Here is a 17382-nt window from a genome sequence, read left to right on the forward strand (position 1 = left end):
GGGTCATAACAAATCCTCCTGTACAAAATTTTCTTGGTCGAAAACATTGTAACATGGGATTCGTATGACCCCTTTTCTTTTTACACAATTATATAGACTCTATCTTTAAGTTGTTGATAATGTTAGTAAAGTTGCTGTTAACTCAAAAAGTTGATGATAAATACGAAAAGTTGCTGATAAACTCAGGAAGTTGCCGATAAATATAAAAGAGTTGCTGATAAAATGAATGAAGTTGCTGGAAGACTTCCCCAAATGGTAAAAATGCATCATGTTTTTTATGGTATGAAAGCAATTTTCCTCTAGAGTGACTCTATTCTTATCAAAATTCTTCTACATCGTAAAAAAGTAACTCATTCTCAGTTAAATATAAGGGGTAAGTAAAACGTTACAGTGCTATGTTTTGATCCTATCTATTTTGTAATCCGGCTCCGGCTCTAGCACAAAGCTTCCTGTAGTAAAATGCTCCTTGAAAAGCAGCGCAATTTTTCTCTTCAAGGAGCATTTGCTTGTCGTGCGGGGCTCCACGAGCATTATAGATCTTATACCCCTAATCCCCTAGATTTAGGTTATGGAGGGGAAAGTGTTGCTTAGTTATTTCTACTATTACTTGCATCATTGTAGGGTTCTTCTGTTTCTTTACTTTTTTCATCATGAGTAGGGTGAGCACCTGGAAACTGTCTTGGAAGATCCTCATGGAAGTTCCGATCTTCATAAGCAAAATTACTATAGTACTGTTGTCCGTGTTTCCAAGGGGTTTCTTTGTTTTTTACAGGATCTGTTACTCCAATAGGAGATCCAAAAGGACCTTCAGGGAATTCCTCTGCAGTTAAGAATGTACGTTGGGTTTCTACATTTGCAAAGTCTGTATAAAGCTCATCTCTATCACTCATTTCATTCATCCTTTCCCTTTATGGATCTGCTAATAGTAAATCCCTACTTTGTTGTAGTATGTGTAAACTTCATAATATTATTTTCAACTAGTAGAAATTACGAATACGCATAACAAAAACCACTGTAGTAGTCCAGCGTCTATGCTTAATTATGTAATGGATCTTCTATTAATATTCTTTATTCTAAATCCACTTTTTACAGAAGAAGGCATTTTTATTACACTGTAGCTTACGTCTTGATCTGGGACTTCATAAGTAATACGATTCACAAGAAAATCTATACTTGCTTTCATAACCTCTATCGTAATACCCTCACCAGGACATCTGTGACCAGCCTCCTGTTTACCCCCACCTTGAGGAATGAAATCGTAGAGACTACCTTTCCATACTTTAAAACGATCTGGCATAAAGATTTCCGGATTTTCCCATAATCTTGGATCATGATTTGTACCATACAGATCAAGAATAACAAGCATTCCTTCTTTAAATGTATACTTTTTCCAAGTGAAATCCTTTCTAACACGAGCCCCTAGAAACGGAGCAAAAGGATAGTAACGTCGTACTTCTTGTGTAAATCTTTCGGTATAATTGTCATCACCTGCACGAAGCTTATGAATGCATTCTGGGTGTTCAAATAAAGCAAGTGCTGAAAAAGTGATGAAATTAGCGATTGCAACTATTGGGCGTAACACATTAATTAGCTCAATGGCTGCCATTTTTGAATCAAGTTTTTCGCCTGACATACCTTCGTAAAAGGCTATTTTAAAAAGAGCTGAGTCTTGTTCGCTGTGCAATGTTTGGGCTCGTACATTCTTAATAGTTTTCTCGATCCAGTCCTCAATTTTTGCTCTAGCATAGCGTCCTTTCCAATGACGAGGTCCTATAGCCCCAAAGGCATCCACCATCGCATAAAAGTCATCGGCTCGTTCCTTAACCTCTGATTCTTGAACGGGTACTCCCGCCCATTGGCAGGCAACTTTGCATAATAATGTTTTCGCCTCTTCAAATAATACAATTTCCTTTGAAGAATTCCACTTGTTTGGAGAGGAATCCCACTGATCCCTCACGAGCTGGGCCAGTCGTTTTTGATGTTCTTCCGTCATAAGAGACATAAATAAATGCTTTCGATGATGGTGTGCTTCACCATCCATTGATTGGATAGCGTTCACCCCGAAGAGAGTTTTTTGAATCCTTTTCGGTGCAGCTCCCTTACGCTGAAAAAGGTCTTGGTCATAGAATAATTTCGCCGCTTCCTCTCCACTCATACAAATGACTTGTTCCCCTAACAGATGCGCATAAAATAGATCACTGTGATATTTTTGAACTCGATTTTTAATAAAGAGATAACCATCTTTCATCAAACTTAGACTATTATCAATACCCTTGTCATTTGGAACTTCCTCATTCATTGCCATTTATCTACACCACTCCTTACTATTCGTTCATTTCAATCCACTATATAAAAGAACTCGACTAGCTACTATTTTTTCCTGAAAAAAAGAAAATAAACAAATGAACTTGCAATGAGGATTATATTACAATGAAAGGAAGGAAAAAATATAACAGGGATGGGGATAATATGGCCTTTAAGCGTGAAGTATGGATTAATGCTCCTTTGGAGAAAGTATTTGAAATTGCATCTGATTTGCGAAATTCAGCTGCTATTTTGGAACATGTTGTAGATGTACAGCTACTATCTGAGGGACCTATTTCGAAAGGAACAAAACTAAAGGAAGTAAGAGAGATAAGAGGGCGAAAGGCGGAGGCTCTCATTGTAGTGACAGAGTTTATACCAAATCAAAAGTATTCAGTTAAAAGTGAAAATAATGGATTGTTTGTAGAATATCATTACACCTTTCATCCAAAAGATTCGGGAACCATTGTTCAGTTTGAAGGTGTCATACATACGAAAGGATTTATGAATGTTTTATTTAAGCCAGTCATTGCATCGATTATCAAAAAGGAAGACGGCAATCACCTTGAAGACTTAAAAAAATATATAGAGCAACAAAACGATAACAAAGAAGAGGCAACGACGGTTCAGTAGAAATATGCAACCCCACATCCGACATGGCTGGATGAGGGGTTTGGTAATGCCTGCTTTATCATCTAAAACAAACTTAATACCAGAATACGGATTTCTATTTACATATTCCTCTAACTAACCAAGAAGGATAGAGGGGATAAATAGTCATTACGGTTTATCTTAATAAAACAGGATAAAATAAAGATAGATCTTAGTATTTGCAGTGGGATAAGTTCACATATTTTTGTTTTTCATTTAAAATAGTCTGCAGAGTACAAAGTTGGAAAGGGGTTTACCACATGTCAAAGCAGCAAATTGGGGTTGTAGGTGTTGGTGTAATGGGGAAGAGCCTTGCGCTAAATTTCGAAAGCAAAGGTTACTCTGTTGCCATATATGATATATCAGAGCATACGATCAAGCGCATTGTAGAGGAACATGAAGGAAAAAATTTAGTCGGTACGAATAATGTTGAACAGTTCATTCAATCATTAGAGTCACCACGAAAAATACTCTTAATGGTAAATGCGGGTGAAATCACTGATAAAGCGATTGATTCGTTACTTCCTTTTTTAGATAAAGGTGACATTTTGATTGATGGTGGAAATACGTTTTTTGAAGATACGAGACGAAGAAATCGGTTATTAGCTGAACGTGGCATTAACTTTATTGGAGCTGGAGTATCGGGCGGTGAAGAGGGCGCGTTAAAGGGCCCTTCGATTATGCCTGGTGGACAAAAGGAAGCGTATGAAAAAGTTCATCATTTACTTGAAGATATTTCAGCAAAAGTGAACGGAGAGCCTTGTTGTTCATACATTGGTCCAGATGGGGCTGGACATTATGTGAAAATGGTACATAACGGAATTGAATATGGAGATATGCAATTAATTTGTGAAGCGTACTTCTTCTTAAAACAAACACTTGATTTATCAGCGGAAGAGTTTCACGAAATTTTTTCAGAGTGGAACAAAGGTGAGCTTGATAGCTATTTAATTGAAATCACGGCGGATATTTTCACAAAGAAAGATGAAGAAACCGGAAAGCCTCTCGTTGATTTTATTTTAGATACAGCTGGTCAAAAAGGGACAGGGAAATGGACAAGTACAAGTGCTCTTGACCTAGGTGTTCCGCTTCCAATTATTACAGAATCAGTATTTGCTAGGTTCATTTCAGCTCTTAAGGAAGAAAGAATGTTAGCGAGCGGTCTACTGGAAGGCCCTTCAGAGAAGCCTGAAATTCACCTTAGTAAAGAACAGCTTATTGAAGCAGTTCGCCAAGCCCTCTACATGAGTAAAATTTGTTCGTATGCACAAGGATTTACTCAGTTAAAAGCCGCTTCAGCCGAATATGACTGGAATCTTGATTATGGTAGCATCTCTATGCTATGGAGAGGTGGATGTATTATTAGGGCGGCATTTTTACAAAATATTAAAGAAGCATTTGACCGAGATGAAAACCTGCCAAATTTATTATTAGATCCGTATTTTAAGGAAATTGTTCACGCTTATCAAGGTGGCCTACGTAAAACAATCGCTCTAGCCGTAGAACAAGGAATTCCAGTTCCAACATTCTCAGCAGCCTTGTCCTATTATGATAGCTATCGTACCGCTACACTACCTGCTAATTTACTTCAGGCACAGCGTGATTATTTTGGAGCACATACGTATAAGCGTATCGATAAAGAAGGTACGTTTCATACAAAATGGGTTTAAGACAAATTATCAACTAATGGAACCAGGAAATACTGGTTCCTTTTTCTATTATTAAAAAATTATAAAAGTTTCTCCAGCCTCCAGCCAATCAAGGTCAAATAACCCTAACTGAGTAAAAGTATAAGGGGAAAAGCACACTTCTCTCATTTAGAAACATTTGCTCTGCCTGACGCTAAACGGGGCGCATGCGCCTTTTGTTCTTTGTAGAAGGAAATAAAGTAAAAATGCCTAATTAAATGGACATGAGAATAACCTAATGGAGTGTGAAATTAATGTTACATGTACATGAGCAAGATCGTTCGCAAAATATTCTACCTATTAAGAGTCGAGAAGCATTATTTGATAGCTGGCTAAAAGATAGACTTGATTATATTTTAAAAGAAGCAATGATAAAGGCTAATATTCCACTTTGGATCGTCATTAGTAAGGAATATAATGAAGATCCTGTTATTGAAACATTGACACCAAGTGAACATGACAGTTCAAGAAGATTATCTATATTCGTGTTCGTGTTGGACATAGAATTGAACAGAGTTGACCGGTATTGTATTGGATCACCTCACCCAGCTCTTACAGGTTTGTATCAGTTTATATGGAAGCGTGGAGAGGAAACACAGTGGGAAAGGCTGAAAATGCTAATGGAGGAAAAGAATCCGAGTAGGATTGGTATTAATCAATCGAGACATATTGCTGTTTCAGACGGGCTAACCCATAGTTTATATGAGCTATTATGTGAAGAGCTAGGTACAGTTTGGGTCAGTAAATTTGTATCAGCAGAGCAACTAGTCATTCATTGGTTTTTAAAAAGAAGTAAACAGGAGATGCTGATCTATCCTTTTTTGTCAGATTTAACAAACAATCTAGCCAAAAAGGCTCTTTCGAATGAGGTTATTTTACCTGGTGTGACAACAACGACAGATGTGGTAGAGTGGATACGGCAACATGTGCTTGACCTTGGCATAAAGACCTCCTTTTATCCAACGGTTGATATACAGAGAAAAGGGTCAGCTATAGACCGAATTTCTGGAGAAATTATTATGCCTGGAGATATTGTTCATTTGGACTTCGGGATTGAATACTTACATTTGTCAACGGATACACAACAGCTAGCTTATGTCCTAAGAAAAGGGGAGTCCAACCCGCCTGAAGGATTAGAAGCAGCATTTCGAATAGGCTTAGCGTTTCAAGATATTGTAATGAAAAAGATGACGCCTGGTAAAACTGGGAATGAAGTCTTTGAAGAAAGTATAAACGATGCAAGAAAGCAATCCATTCAAGCGATGCTGTATTCCCACCCAGTCGGTCCTCACTGCCACGAAGCAGGACCTCTTATTGGGTTATATGATCAACAAACTAAAATCCCATTTAGAGGAGAGTTAGAGATTGTAAGTGATTCTGCCTACGCACTTGAATTTAATATAAAGACCTTTATTCCGGAGTGGGGGCATGAAACCTTTATTTATTTAGAACAGCCGATTGCCGTTTATGAGGATGGAGCTCAATACTTAACACCAAGGCAAGAGAGCTTTTATTTAATTAGATAGAAAGGAGGGACAGGAGGATAATTCTTCTGCGTCCCTCTATTTTTTTTGTTGACTCTCACGCAACGTGATACTTTAAAGTATTGAGTAAGGGGGAGGCATTGAAATGAGTATGAAGGTAAAGGAAGTTTGTGTGCGCACACTACACCATTACGATGAATCAAATGCTTCATTTGGTAAGATGTCAAAGACTGAACAACAGGCAATGGGAGAAAAGATGAATGACATCTATCGAAAGCTGGCAAATCTTCGATTCAGATCACCTGAATCGGATGAAGCACAAGAAGCGATTGAAGAGTGGTACAATTTTCTAAATAGTAAATTTGGCCACCATTATTCTATTGATGCATTTAAAGGCCTTGGGCAAATGTACGTGGATGATTAGAGATTTACCCAAAATATTGATAAGTTTGGGGAAGGTCTAGCACAGTTTATGTGTGAAGCAATGGGTATCTATCTGACCGAAATCAATAAACATTTTTCGAAAAGGCATTTCTCGAGAAGATGAATGCCTTGTTATTTGACGAACTGCCTTAAAAAGAAGGGAATATGATGACAGGTTTCGAATTATATAGATTAAACGATTTTGATTATAAAGGAGATTGTCATTATGAATGTAGAAAATCTTATGGATCTAGATAGGCAGTTTGATAGTGTTACAGCTGAAAAAGGTGCTGAAGGATGGGCATCGTATTTTGACATAAATGGTGTCATGCTTCCAGGTACAGACCCGATTATTGGGAAGGAGTTAATCTACCAAACCATGAAGCATGTTTTCTCACAAAATGGCTATTCTTTGAGATGGGAACCTCTATCTGCCAAGATATCAAAGGATGGAGAGATGGGCTTTACGTATGGACGATATACAAAAACGATCCACAATGATGAGGGACAGAAGGTTGAAACCTTCGGTTATTATACGTCTATTTGGGAAAAGAAGGATAACGGGGAATGGAAAATTGTCCTTGATATGGGGAACTAATAATCATGAAAGATAACCGAGACACTAAAAAATTGTAGTGTCTCGGTTTTTGATTTAATTATTACGAAAGTATAAAAGTTTTCAGCAAGAAAATGGGCTAGTGACTTGGAATCCAGCTCCAGTGCCCAGCCAAGATGAAATAGAGTATTGAGCTATGTGAGCAACAATTGAAAGATGCAAAAGATGCATGTCAGTCTCCAAGTGTCGTATGGACGACGTGTTTTGTTTTAGAACTGTTTCAGTAATCTCATCGAGAGAAGATGCTTTAGCAGAGGATGGAACTAAAACTATTGTCCCAAAAGTACAGGATGTAGAAAAAAAGAAGTTTTGATAGAATGTAAATGATGGTGGTGGTATGTTAATGAGTGCAATAATATTGTTTTTAGTAGCAGGCTTAGCTGAGATAGGCGGTGGATACTTCATTTGGTTGTGGCTACGTGAAGGAAGGCCTGCCTATTTCGGAATAATGGGGGGGCTTAGTTTAGCACTTTACGGAGTGATTGCAACCTTTCAAACATTTCCTACATTTGGTAGGGTGTATGCTGCATATGGTGGTGTTTTTATTGTATTATCTCTCCTATGGGGATGGGGGATCGATAAAAAGGCCCCGGACATCTATGATTGGATAGGTGCGAGCATTTGTATTGTTGGAGTTATAATTATGCTACTTCCGAGGCAGTAATACAGATATATTAGTAAACAGCACCAAGCAATTTTCCGTGGCGCTGTGTAAGTCTGTAAAAATTTAGCGTGAATAGTGAGCTTTTCTTATTTACGAGTGTACTAAGGGTTTTTTCATGAAATTGTATTCGTTATTCCTACATTTTGACTATTCGTTTCTTTATCAAGATGAGTTTTTAATGAATTGAACCATTACAGTTCGTTATTTTTCAAGATCAAGAGATTTATCATCAACTTTCTCATATTAATCGGCGACTCACATTGATTTATCAGCAACCATGACATTTTTATCAGCAACTATTAGAATTTATCATCAACTTTTTATTTTATTATCAACATTTCTTGGCTTATCAGCAACTTTCAATAATTTATTAGCAACCATGACATTTTTATCATCACTTATTATTTCATCATCAACTTCTATGAAACATCACAGCTTCTACACTAAATAAAAGATAAAACCAGATATAGTGGACATTGTAATGACTGATAGAATAAACGCTAGAACTAACTGTTTTCGGAATATGGACTTTAAAAGGATGACTTCTGGCAAGCTTGCTCCAGCAGAACTAATCATCATGGCCATAACAGGGCCAAGGGCCATACCTTTTAAAATCAGTATTTGAGAAATTGGGATCATACTAGAGAGTCTTATATATAGTGGGATTCCTATAATGGCAGCAATTGGAATTAACCACCATGCATCATGCCCAAACCAGTTCGCGATAAATTCAGTCGGGACAAGTCCGTGAATAATGGCGCCTATTGCTGCACCAATTAACAAATAAGGATATACATTCTTCATAAGACTCCATGTTTCTTGCCAGGCAAACTTCCAATCAAACTTTTTAGTAGTGGAATTAAATCCAGTCATTACGACGTTTTTAACATATTTTTGAAAACCTAATTTGTCTAATGTAAAACCAATTATAACTGAGAGGACAGCAGTGATAACGGTATAGATCATCGTAACCTTCCAGCCCATGACGACACCCATGATTGTCAAGATTGTTGGGTCTAGTACAGGAGATGCAAATAAGAATATCATGACAATTGGGAAAGGAATCTTATTTTTTAACATATTAACGACAACCGGAATGGTAGAGCATGAGCAAAAAGGAGTGATAAAGGCAAAGAGTATTGCAGCTAGACTGGCGACAAATTGATTGTGCCCTGATAGCTTTTTTTCAAGCTTTTCATACGGAATATAGCCTTGCAGTAGACTGATTAAAAAAGAAATGACAACAAATAAAACCGTTAATTCAAGTGCAATCCAGGTAAAGCTTTTAAGGACATCCATCATATTTCTTCCTCCTACGATTCACATAGACATGTGCAGTACTCTTGTTTACGCTTAGGCGATTTTAAATTATGAGGCTGATGATTACCTTGATGATTAAAAAACTTCCATGCATTCTTTGCATGCTTCTCGACTTCTTCCTGCTTTACTTTTACAATCATTAATTCCTGTTGATGAAAAAACATTATCCTCTCTCCTTTTAATCAAAAATAGTTGATTTAATAATCAAAAAAAATTGATGAATAATATAGTTGAAGGACCTAACAGCAGCTAGGTCGAAATAAACAGCATAATTCAGGTGATAGTATGTGGTTAACTTCTTTTTCATTAATTTCGTAGTAGCTCCAAGTACCTTTTGTTTCTTTTTTAATGAGATTTGCATCTAATAAAACCTTGAGATGATAGGATAACTTAGATTGGGGCATATCAATTTTGCAGCAAAGATCATTGACACTAATTGGCCCATTACAAAGAAGATTTAAAATTTGTAAACGTTTTTGATCAGAAAGGGCTTTGAACCTACCTTCATAATGAGCAAAAGTTTTTTCTAATGAAACATCCGTAAGAGGTATCATGTTGTTATTCGTCATTCGAAACCACCTTTATCAATCTTTATTGATTAATTGTATTGTACTACCAACAATTACAAAATGCAACAGGTTAATCAAGAAAAGTTGATTTTTTAATGTTTTGTAATTTTTACCATGATATAACTGTACCATTCTACCATATGTGGTAAAATTTGATATAATCCATTCTTGAAAGAAAGGAACCTGTCAATGAAAAATGTGAATTTCCTCAATTATTTAAATGATAAAGTTGATTTAATGCGAATCCTTGAAGCCATATCTGAGGGGTGCTATTTTTTAAATGACCGCTGGGAATTTGAATATATTAATAAGAAAGCAGCACAAATTCTTGACAGGACGAGGGAGGCGCTCCTTGGACATTGTATTTGGGATATTCTGCCTAAGTTTAAGGATACAAAGGTATATAATCTATACTTCAAAGCATTTGAAGAACAACGTCCACAATTTTTTGGAACAAAAACGGTATGCTCTAAAAAAGTGATTGAGGTAATGGTTTTTCCGTGTAAATACGGCATTGTGGTTGTGTTTTCAAATGATAATGATAAATTAGAACATGATAGACATGAACTGTTCAAGGAAACATTTAATAGATTAGAGTCTTTCTATAATCATAGTTCAGAAGGGATTGCCATTTTTGATTTAGAAGGAAGAGTTACGCATGCCAACAGTGCGTTTGAGAAAATATTTGGCTATTCAGAACGTGAGGTGAAGGGCAAACGATTGCCTGTTACACCAGATTTTACAATGAAGGATGCTGAATTTCTACTTAATGAAACGATAAAAGGAAATTATATTAATGAGTACGTAACAATCAAACAACGAAAAGATCAGAAATACATTACGGTTAGTATTACAATGTCCCCAATTCGTGACAGCAATGAAGAAGTCTATGCAGTAGCGGGGATTGTAAGAGATATTACGCGTGAACGAGCGGTGCTGTCCCAGCTTGAGTCCTTTATCGACAATAATATGGATCCAATTATGATATTTAATAATGAAGAAAAACTAGTTCGGGTAAACAAGGCACTTGAAAAAACATTTGGGTGGAGTTCGTCTGAATTACTTGGAACACTCGTAAACGATTTGCCGTTTGTACCAGCGAATCGAAGGCACGAATTAGAGAGAAATAGGAAATCGATTCGGTTAAATAAAGGTGTAAAGGGTATGGAAACGATAAGGATTAGGAAAGACGGTACTCCACTTCATGTTTTATTAACGACATTTCCTGTAAGAGATGAGTACGGTATGGGATGGGCAGTTATTTTAAGAGATATTACGGAGAAAAAGAGAGCAGAAGAGCTAATGGTTCATTCTGAAAAACTATCTATTGCAGGTCAATTAGCGGCAAGTATTGCCCACGAGATCCGAAACCCGATGACATCTATAAAAGGGTTTATGCAGCTTATTGAATCAGGTGTTTATAAAAAAGAATATTTTTCGATCATATCTTCTGAATTTGAAAGAATCGAATCAATACTTAGTGAACTTTTACTACTAGCTAAGCCTCAAGTGTTGAAGTTGAAAAGAGAGAATGTTTACGTTATTTTAGATCAAGTTATCTCACTATTAATTGCTCAAGCAAATATGAATAATATTGAAATAATTACAACTTACGAGGCAGATGAGATGTTGATATCTTGTGAAGGGAATCAGCTAAAACAAGTGTTTATTAACGTGGTGAAAAATGCAATTGAAGCCATGCCAAATGGAGGACAATTAAGGATTGAGACGAAAAGAGAAGCTGAAAATCTTCATATCTATTTTATTGACCAAGGCTGTGGCATTCCAGAACATATCCTCTCACGATTAGGTGAACCGTTCTATACAACGAAGGAAAAAGGAACTGGCCTTGGTTTTATGATTAGCAAAAATATTATCGAAGAAAATCATCAAGGCTCGCTAAATGTTTATAGTAAAGAGAATGTAGGAACAACCATTGAGATTATGATCCCAGTGGAACCTTCAAATGTAAATAATGTCATGATAAAGTGAAACTTCAATCAGTGGGGAGTTTCCTCATCCCCCACTGATTGTTAGTTGAACCAATCGGGTTCTTACTGGCGCTTATCCCCCACTTAAACTTCTCGATTCATCTAAAGTTTTGAAGTGGGGGTCTTAGCGCCAGTTGGAACGGGATAAATGCTACATAATGTCAAAGGTCACGGAAAGGGTGATGATATGATTGGTTGGTTAATTATTGCTTGTGAGATTGGTTTTTGGATATTTGTGATCGCAGGATTAATGACTAGATATTTACTGAGAAAACCGAAAGCTGGAGCATTTATTTTATGGGGAACACCTATAATTGATCTTTTACTCATTGTCGTGACAGTGATTGATCTGAAAAATGGAAGTGAGGCTACTTTTGTTCATGGACTGGCAGCCTATTATATAGGGATGACGATTGCATTTGGACATCGAATGATTAAATGGGCGGATCAGCGCTTTGCTCATAGATTTTTGCAGGTTCCTATTCAAACAGTTGAAAAGAGCCCTAGAGAGCATGCCAGAGCTGAGAGAAAAGGCTGGTATCGTCATGTATTAGGGTGGCTCATAGGTAATGGATTACTCTTAGGTATGATTTGGGTTGTTGACAATCCTGCTAATATAAACGAACTTTTGAGTTTTATGCAGTTTTGGCTAATCGTACTATGTATTGATTTTCTATGGAGCTTTAGTTACACGGTTTTTCCAAAAAAACAAGAAACCATTAATCGTCATTAAAGGAATAGTATTTACCCCGTTCCAACTCGCGTTAAGACCCCCACTTCAAAACATTAGATGATCGAAAAGTTTAAGTGGGATATGCGCCAGTAAGAACCCTGTATAGGAACACAGACTAAAGTCGCCACCTCCTGTGGCAACGTCTGTGAGACTACAGTGTAAGCGGGGCTAACAATCAGTGGGGGATTTAGGAAAACCCCCACTGATTGAAGTTTCACTTTACTGTTCACTTGGGAAATCCTTCTTGTCTTTTTATGAAGAGAATATGATACTCTTATTATGAATGTAAAAAACTTGAAATGAGTTGATACAAACATGCAAAAAAAGATTGTGTTGGCTGGAGGAACAGGGTTTATTGGGAAGTACTTTCAGAAGAAATTCCGTGATTTAGGATACGAGGTGGTCGTGGTCTCAAGGAATTCGTGTGATTATGTATGGGACGATACGAAAGGGATTATCGAAGCCTTAGAACATTCTGAGCTGTTAATCAACCTAGCAGGTAGATCAGTTGATTGTCGTTATAATGAACGAAATAAAAAAGAAATAGTAACCTCAAGAACGGAAACAACAGAAATACTAGGGAAAGCCTTGAAAGCTTGTAAAAACCCACCGTCATTATGGATAAACTCAAGTACAGCTACTATATACAGGCATGCTGAAGATAGACCGATGACAGAGGAAAATGGCGAGATAGGAACTGGTTTCTCTGTTGAGGTGGCAAAAGCATGGGAACGTTCCTTTTTTCAATTTGATTTACCAGAAACAAGACAGGTAGCTCTCAGAATTTCAATTGTATTAGGTGAATCTGGTGGTGTGATGACACCTTTTATAAATTTAGTAAAATATGGATTAGGTGGAGCACAAGGTCCAGGGAACCAGAAATTCAGCTGGATTCATATCGAGGATCTTTTTCGCTCTGTGCTTTTTATCCAAAACAATAAATCCTTAAGTGGGGTTTTTAATTGTGCCTCACCGAACCCCATTACAAACCGTGAATTAATGTCACAATTGCGTAAAGTAATGGGGGTAAGAGTCGGACTACCTTCCCCCAAATGGCTCCTTGAAGTAGGAGCAATCCTTATAAGGACTGAAACAGAGTTAATTCTAAAGAGTCGATGGGTTGTTCCAGAGCGTCTGCAACAGGAAGGGTTTCACTTTATTTATCCTACTATTGAGAGTGCATTAACTCAAATTTGGACTGAGAAAAAACAAAAACTCACTTAACTATTTGCGGGAAAAAGATACAGCAAAAAACAAGGTAATGCTCATTTGTTAGAAAAAACGTAGAGGTAGTTAAACCTCTGCGTTTTTTTATTCTCCTTCATTCGTAAATGAAACAAGCTTCGTTAATTAATTGCTCGTTAGCATAAATTTTGCATCTTGAAATGCAGTGATTAATTCGATTGATTCCCTGACTTGGTTATATCAAATTTGTTAGAATGCTTGGATATGGAAAAAAGTATCAAATGTGTGTGCTTTTGTTTTAGAAAAAACGGAGCTCTGTGAATACGCTCCTTCCTTGTAAATATGCAAATTCTATAACATAAGTGTATAATTCTTGAACAAAGGGTGGTTTCGCTAGCAAAAGCCGCAATGATTCTTTTACATTACGCTTAAACAGGTTTTTTAAAGTTACGGAGATTGGGAAATCTGTTAATAAGTAAGCAGAAAAGAAAATCAAGGGAGATTACATGATGAATAACTATAAACTAACGATACAGTACGACGGTGGACGCTATAAAGGCTGGCAGCGTCTAGGAAGTGGAGAAAATACAATTCAAGGAAAGATTGAAAATGTTCTTTCTGAGATGATAGGTAGGCCCATTGAAATCATTGGGTCAAGTCGAACGGATGCAGGTGTACATGCGTTGGAGCAAGTGGCGAATTTCAAAGTGAGTGAGAGCTTCTCTGAAAAGGAAGTCATGGATTACCTCAATCGGTATTTACCACAGGATATCAGTGTGACGAATGTAGAAATGGTACATGACCGCTTCCATGCAAGGTACAATACAAAAGATAAAACCTACCTATACAAGCTTTGGAATCATCCATATCCAAATCCTTTTATGAGAAAATATAGTATGCATGTAGAGGAAAGACTCCAGATTGAAAAGATGAAAAAAGCTGCACAGTTCTTCCTTGGGGAGCATGATTTTACCGCATATTCGAACGCCAAGTCGAAAAAGAAGTCGATGGTACGTGAAATTTATTCGCTTGAAATAAAAGAAAACGCTGGTTTTATTGAGATACGAATCAAGGGAAATGGCTTTCTTTACAATATGGTAAGAAAAATAGTAGGAACACTAATCGAGGTGGGATTAGGAGAGAAAGAAGCAAATCAAATTCCTTCGATTATCGAATCAAAGGAACGCGTTCAAACGGGGCTTTTAGCAGATGCGGAAGGGCTCTATCTTGAGAAAATTGAATTTTAAGGAGTAGAAAGTCATGGCTGGGACAAACAGAGAGAACATAACAGTAGGGCTAAAAGTTAAGGTTGTTCAAAAACAGGATCAACGAACAGGGAAGTTAACAGAAGGAATTGTAGCGCGGGTGCTAACTAATTCTTCAAACCATCCGCATGGGATAAAAGTGATGTTAGAAAACGGAGTAGTCGGAAGGGTAAAGGAAATTTTGAGGTAAAAGGATAATAAGAAGTACTCCATATATATATGGAGTACTTTTTTCTATTCTTCTTCTTTGTTAAACCAAAGCGGGTCTTTATTATCTACTTCGCCATTGTAGTTAATGAGGATCTCTTCGCCTGCTTTTATATCTTTATATGCATAGTAGTCAAACGTATGATTATCAAAGTTAATTTCATAAATAGCATTCGGTTCATAAGAGTGATTAAACAACATCCCATACCCTAAGAGAAGGGCGGTGTGATGGAGTCCATACTCAAATACGTAATCAGCTAACAACGTTTTCTCAATATGCTCGTGCTGTTCGTTAGGATAGGCTATAACTGGAGCTTCATGAATAAGCTCTCCTTTTTTAATATCGCATTTCGCAAATACTCCTCTATCAAATTCTCCATCAGTTAGTGGTGATTTCTTTACTTCAATCATCATATTGTGTCACCTGCGCATTCTGTAATTTAGAAAGTATCCTTTAACTTTACCACCAATAAATCATAATAAGCTAGTCATACCCCTTAATTTTTGTTATATATCATTATGTTCAAAAAAATAACTTGTTATAAATCCCATAGTATGTAAGATATGTGGAAACTCTGGAGGCAAAATATCTCCAAAGAGTTTCCACCAACTATACTTCAAACCAATCGCCACCCCAAACATATGAATCTTTCACTCTATGTCTAAATTCGCCTATCTCTTCATCATACATATAGTCTCTTTGATACGTTTCAATGTTTTCGATAATATCGAAAATACTATCGGCTATATAATGAACCTCTAGATTCTTCATCGTAGGATGTAAGGAAATACGGACCCACCCTGGTTTAATAAAGGTATTACCTTTATCGACTTCCGCTGTAATCTGTTTTGATTGTGAGAGTCCAATCTTTAACAGATAGTGTCCATACGTCCCAGCGCATGCACATCCCCCGCGAGCTTGAACACCATGTACATCATTTAGAAGCTTAACAAATAAGTTGTGGTGAATGCCCTCAACATAAAAAGAGAGGATAGGAAGTCGCGTTTTATATTGCCCTTCTAAGATGATGACTCGCTTATTTTCTTCCAATCTTTCAAATAACAGATGAACGAGCTCATTTTCTCTTTTTTCTATCTTATCAATGTCCATTTTTTCTTTGAGTTTAATGGCTAGAGCCGTTCGAATGGCTTGCAAAAAACCAGGGGTTCCTCCGTCTTCTCGCGCTTCAATGTCCTGGAGATAAGATTTCTCGCCCCACGGGTTCGTCCAGTTGACGGTACCTCCACCTGGGTGATCTGGTATTGAGTTCGCATATAAATGCTTTGAAAAAATCGCGATGCCTGTGGAGCTAGGTCCGCCTAGAAATTTGTGTGGCGAGAAAAAGATTGCATCTAATTTCTCAGCAGGATTTTTCGGCTTTACATCCATTGCCACATAAGGAGCTGATGCAGAAAAATCAACAAAGCAGAGGCCACCGTGCTGATGCATAATCTTTGCAAGGTGATGATAATCTGTTTGGATACCAGTTACATTTGAGCAGGCTGTAAAAGCACCAATTTTTAATGGGCGATCATTGAATTCGGAAAGGCGCTGACTTAAGGAGGACGTACATACCTGTCCTCTGTCATCTGGGGGAATAATGACTACATCTGCAATCGTTTCCTCCCAGCTTGTTTGATTAGAGTGATGCTCCATATGTGTAATAAACACAACAGGGCGTTCCTTCTCAGGTAAGGACAGCGTTTGTTTGATTCCTTCATGGAAAGACAAGCCTAATATTCGCTGTAACTTACATAATGCACCTGTCATCCCTTTGCCTTCCAATAATAAGGCGTATGTGTCATCAGCATGTACATGACTTTTAATAATGTCTCTTGCTTCCTTATAAAAAACGGTCATCATTTTTCCCGTAATATTGGATTCTGTATGTGTATTTGCAACAAAAGGACCGAACTGGTAGGATATTTTCTCTTCAATCGGAGCGTAGAGTCGCCCGCTTGCTGTCCAGTCTGCATACAGAATCGTTTTTTTTCCATAGGGAGAATGGAAGGTTTCCTTCTGCCCAATTATTTCTTCGTAAAAAGGATGGAAGTATTCTTCTAGGCTATTCAAGTGGTGTCATCCCCTTAAAAGGAAAAATTTCAGGTAGTATATATGTATTTACAGTTAGGGAAATGGTGAAAGTTTTAATCGTTATACGATTAATTAGAGGATTTGATGTAAATTGTTAATTTATTTAAAGTTAATATTAATATTTTTAATAAATGTATTGATAATTTTAATGAGAGTCATTATAATGAAGTCAAAAGGAGGTGGAAAA

At 37.1% G+C, this 17382-nt stretch carries 17 protein-coding genes and 1 pseudogene; 11 read left to right on the plus strand and 7 right to left on the minus strand.

What is annotated here, in order from left to right:
• Nucleotides 1–587: 587 nt before the first annotated feature.
• Together ACFSCX_RS25235 and ACFSCX_RS25240 are read right to left on the minus strand one after the other, a co-directional pair.
• Nucleotides 588–890, minus strand: a complete 303-nt coding sequence (locus tag ACFSCX_RS25235) for a hypothetical protein (RefSeq protein WP_377931030.1) — start codon at nt 888–890, stop codon at nt 588–590.
• Between the two features lie 149 nt (nt 891–1039).
• The gene (locus ACFSCX_RS25240; protein ID WP_377931119.1) at nt 1040–2299 is read right to left on the minus strand and encodes a cytochrome P450; all 1260 of its coding nucleotides are present in this window, start codon (nt 2297–2299) and stop codon (nt 1040–1042) included.
• A 131-nt stretch (nt 2300–2430) separates the two neighbouring features.
• Between ACFSCX_RS25240 and ACFSCX_RS25245 the strand changes: the two genes are divergently transcribed.
• From ACFSCX_RS25245 to ACFSCX_RS25270, 6 genes and pseudogenes are all read left to right on the plus strand, one after another.
• Nucleotides 2431–2937 (plus strand): SRPBCC family protein, encoded by a 507-nt coding sequence (locus tag ACFSCX_RS25245; protein ID WP_377931031.1) that lies wholly within the window; start codon nt 2431–2433, stop codon nt 2935–2937.
• A 278-nt stretch (nt 2938–3215) separates the two neighbouring features.
• Nucleotides 3216–4625, plus strand: coding sequence for an NADP-dependent phosphogluconate dehydrogenase (gndA, locus tag ACFSCX_RS25250; protein ID WP_377931033.1), 1410 nt, complete (start codon nt 3216–3218; stop codon nt 4623–4625).
• Between the two features lie 272 nt (nt 4626–4897).
• Complete coding sequence (locus ACFSCX_RS25255; protein ID WP_377931034.1) at nt 4898–6169, plus strand: M24 family metallopeptidase; 1272 nt, start codon at nt 4898–4900, stop codon at nt 6167–6169.
• A 151-nt stretch (nt 6170–6320) separates the two neighbouring features.
• Nucleotides 6321–6674 (plus strand): annotated as a pseudogene (locus ACFSCX_RS25260) (TipAS antibiotic-recognition domain-containing protein); the annotation flags it as partial.
• 102 nt (nt 6675–6776) lie between these two features.
• Nucleotides 6777–7148 (plus strand): YybH family protein, encoded by a 372-nt coding sequence (locus ACFSCX_RS25265; protein WP_377931035.1) that lies wholly within the window; start codon nt 6777–6779, stop codon nt 7146–7148.
• Between the two features lie 361 nt (nt 7149–7509).
• Nucleotides 7510–7830, plus strand: coding sequence for a YnfA family protein (locus ACFSCX_RS25270; RefSeq protein WP_377931036.1), 321 nt, complete (start codon nt 7510–7512; stop codon nt 7828–7830).
• A gap of 438 nt (nt 7831–8268) precedes the next feature.
• Here ACFSCX_RS25270 and ACFSCX_RS25275 read toward each other — a convergent pair whose 3' ends face one another.
• From ACFSCX_RS25275 to ACFSCX_RS25285, 3 genes are all read right to left on the minus strand, one after another.
• A complete protein-coding gene (locus ACFSCX_RS25275) occupies nt 8269–9129 on the minus strand; it encodes a permease (RefSeq protein ID WP_377931120.1) in 861 nt (286 codons plus the stop codon).
• A gap of 14 nt (nt 9130–9143) precedes the next feature.
• A complete protein-coding gene (locus ACFSCX_RS25280) occupies nt 9144–9314 on the minus strand; it encodes a hypothetical protein (RefSeq protein WP_377931037.1) in 171 nt (56 codons plus the stop codon).
• A gap of 75 nt (nt 9315–9389) precedes the next feature.
• On the minus strand, nt 9390–9719 hold the full coding sequence (locus ACFSCX_RS25285; RefSeq protein ID WP_377931038.1) for an ArsR/SmtB family transcription factor: 330 nt from the start codon (nt 9717–9719) through the stop codon (nt 9390–9392).
• A 189-nt stretch (nt 9720–9908) separates the two neighbouring features.
• Here ACFSCX_RS25285 and ACFSCX_RS25290 point away from each other — a divergent pair, with 189 nt between their 5' ends.
• The 5 genes from ACFSCX_RS25290 (at nt 9909) to ACFSCX_RS25310 (ending at nt 15083) form a co-directional block, all read left to right on the plus strand.
• Nucleotides 9909–11711 carry a PAS domain S-box protein gene (locus ACFSCX_RS25290; protein WP_377931039.1) on the plus strand — a complete coding sequence of 601 codons (1803 nt, stop codon included), beginning with the start codon at nt 9909–9911 and terminating at the stop codon, nt 11709–11711.
• A 186-nt stretch (nt 11712–11897) separates the two neighbouring features.
• Complete coding sequence (locus ACFSCX_RS25295; RefSeq protein ID WP_377931121.1) at nt 11898–12443, plus strand: hypothetical protein; 546 nt, start codon at nt 11898–11900, stop codon at nt 12441–12443.
• A gap of 315 nt (nt 12444–12758) precedes the next feature.
• A complete protein-coding gene (locus ACFSCX_RS25300) occupies nt 12759–13667 on the plus strand; it encodes a TIGR01777 family oxidoreductase (RefSeq protein ID WP_377931040.1) in 909 nt (302 codons plus the stop codon).
• A gap of 470 nt (nt 13668–14137) precedes the next feature.
• Nucleotides 14138–14875: a tRNA pseudouridine(38-40) synthase TruA gene (gene truA / locus ACFSCX_RS25305; protein WP_377931041.1), complete on the plus strand. Its 738-nt coding sequence runs from the start codon at nt 14138–14140 to the stop codon at nt 14873–14875.
• Between the two features lie 13 nt (nt 14876–14888).
• Complete coding sequence (locus ACFSCX_RS25310; RefSeq protein WP_377931042.1) at nt 14889–15083, plus strand: YwbE family protein; 195 nt, start codon at nt 14889–14891, stop codon at nt 15081–15083.
• Nucleotides 15084–15127: 44 nt separating this feature from the next.
• Here the strand turns inward: ACFSCX_RS25310 and ACFSCX_RS25315 are convergent, their stop codons facing one another.
• A complete protein-coding gene (locus ACFSCX_RS25315) occupies nt 15128–15511 on the minus strand; it encodes an SET domain-containing protein (RefSeq protein ID WP_377931122.1) in 384 nt (127 codons plus the stop codon).
• 199 nt (nt 15512–15710) lie between these two features.
• Nucleotides 15711–17174, minus strand: a complete 1464-nt coding sequence (locus tag ACFSCX_RS25320) for an aminotransferase class V-fold PLP-dependent enzyme (RefSeq protein ID WP_377931044.1) — start codon at nt 17172–17174, stop codon at nt 15711–15713.
• Nucleotides 17175–17382: the final 208 nt, after the last annotated feature.

Origin of the sequence: Bacillus salitolerans (assembly GCF_042680805.1) — a bacterium.
Taxonomy (GTDB): domain Bacteria; phylum Bacillota; class Bacilli; order Bacillales; family SA4; genus Bacillus_CJ; species Bacillus_CJ salitolerans.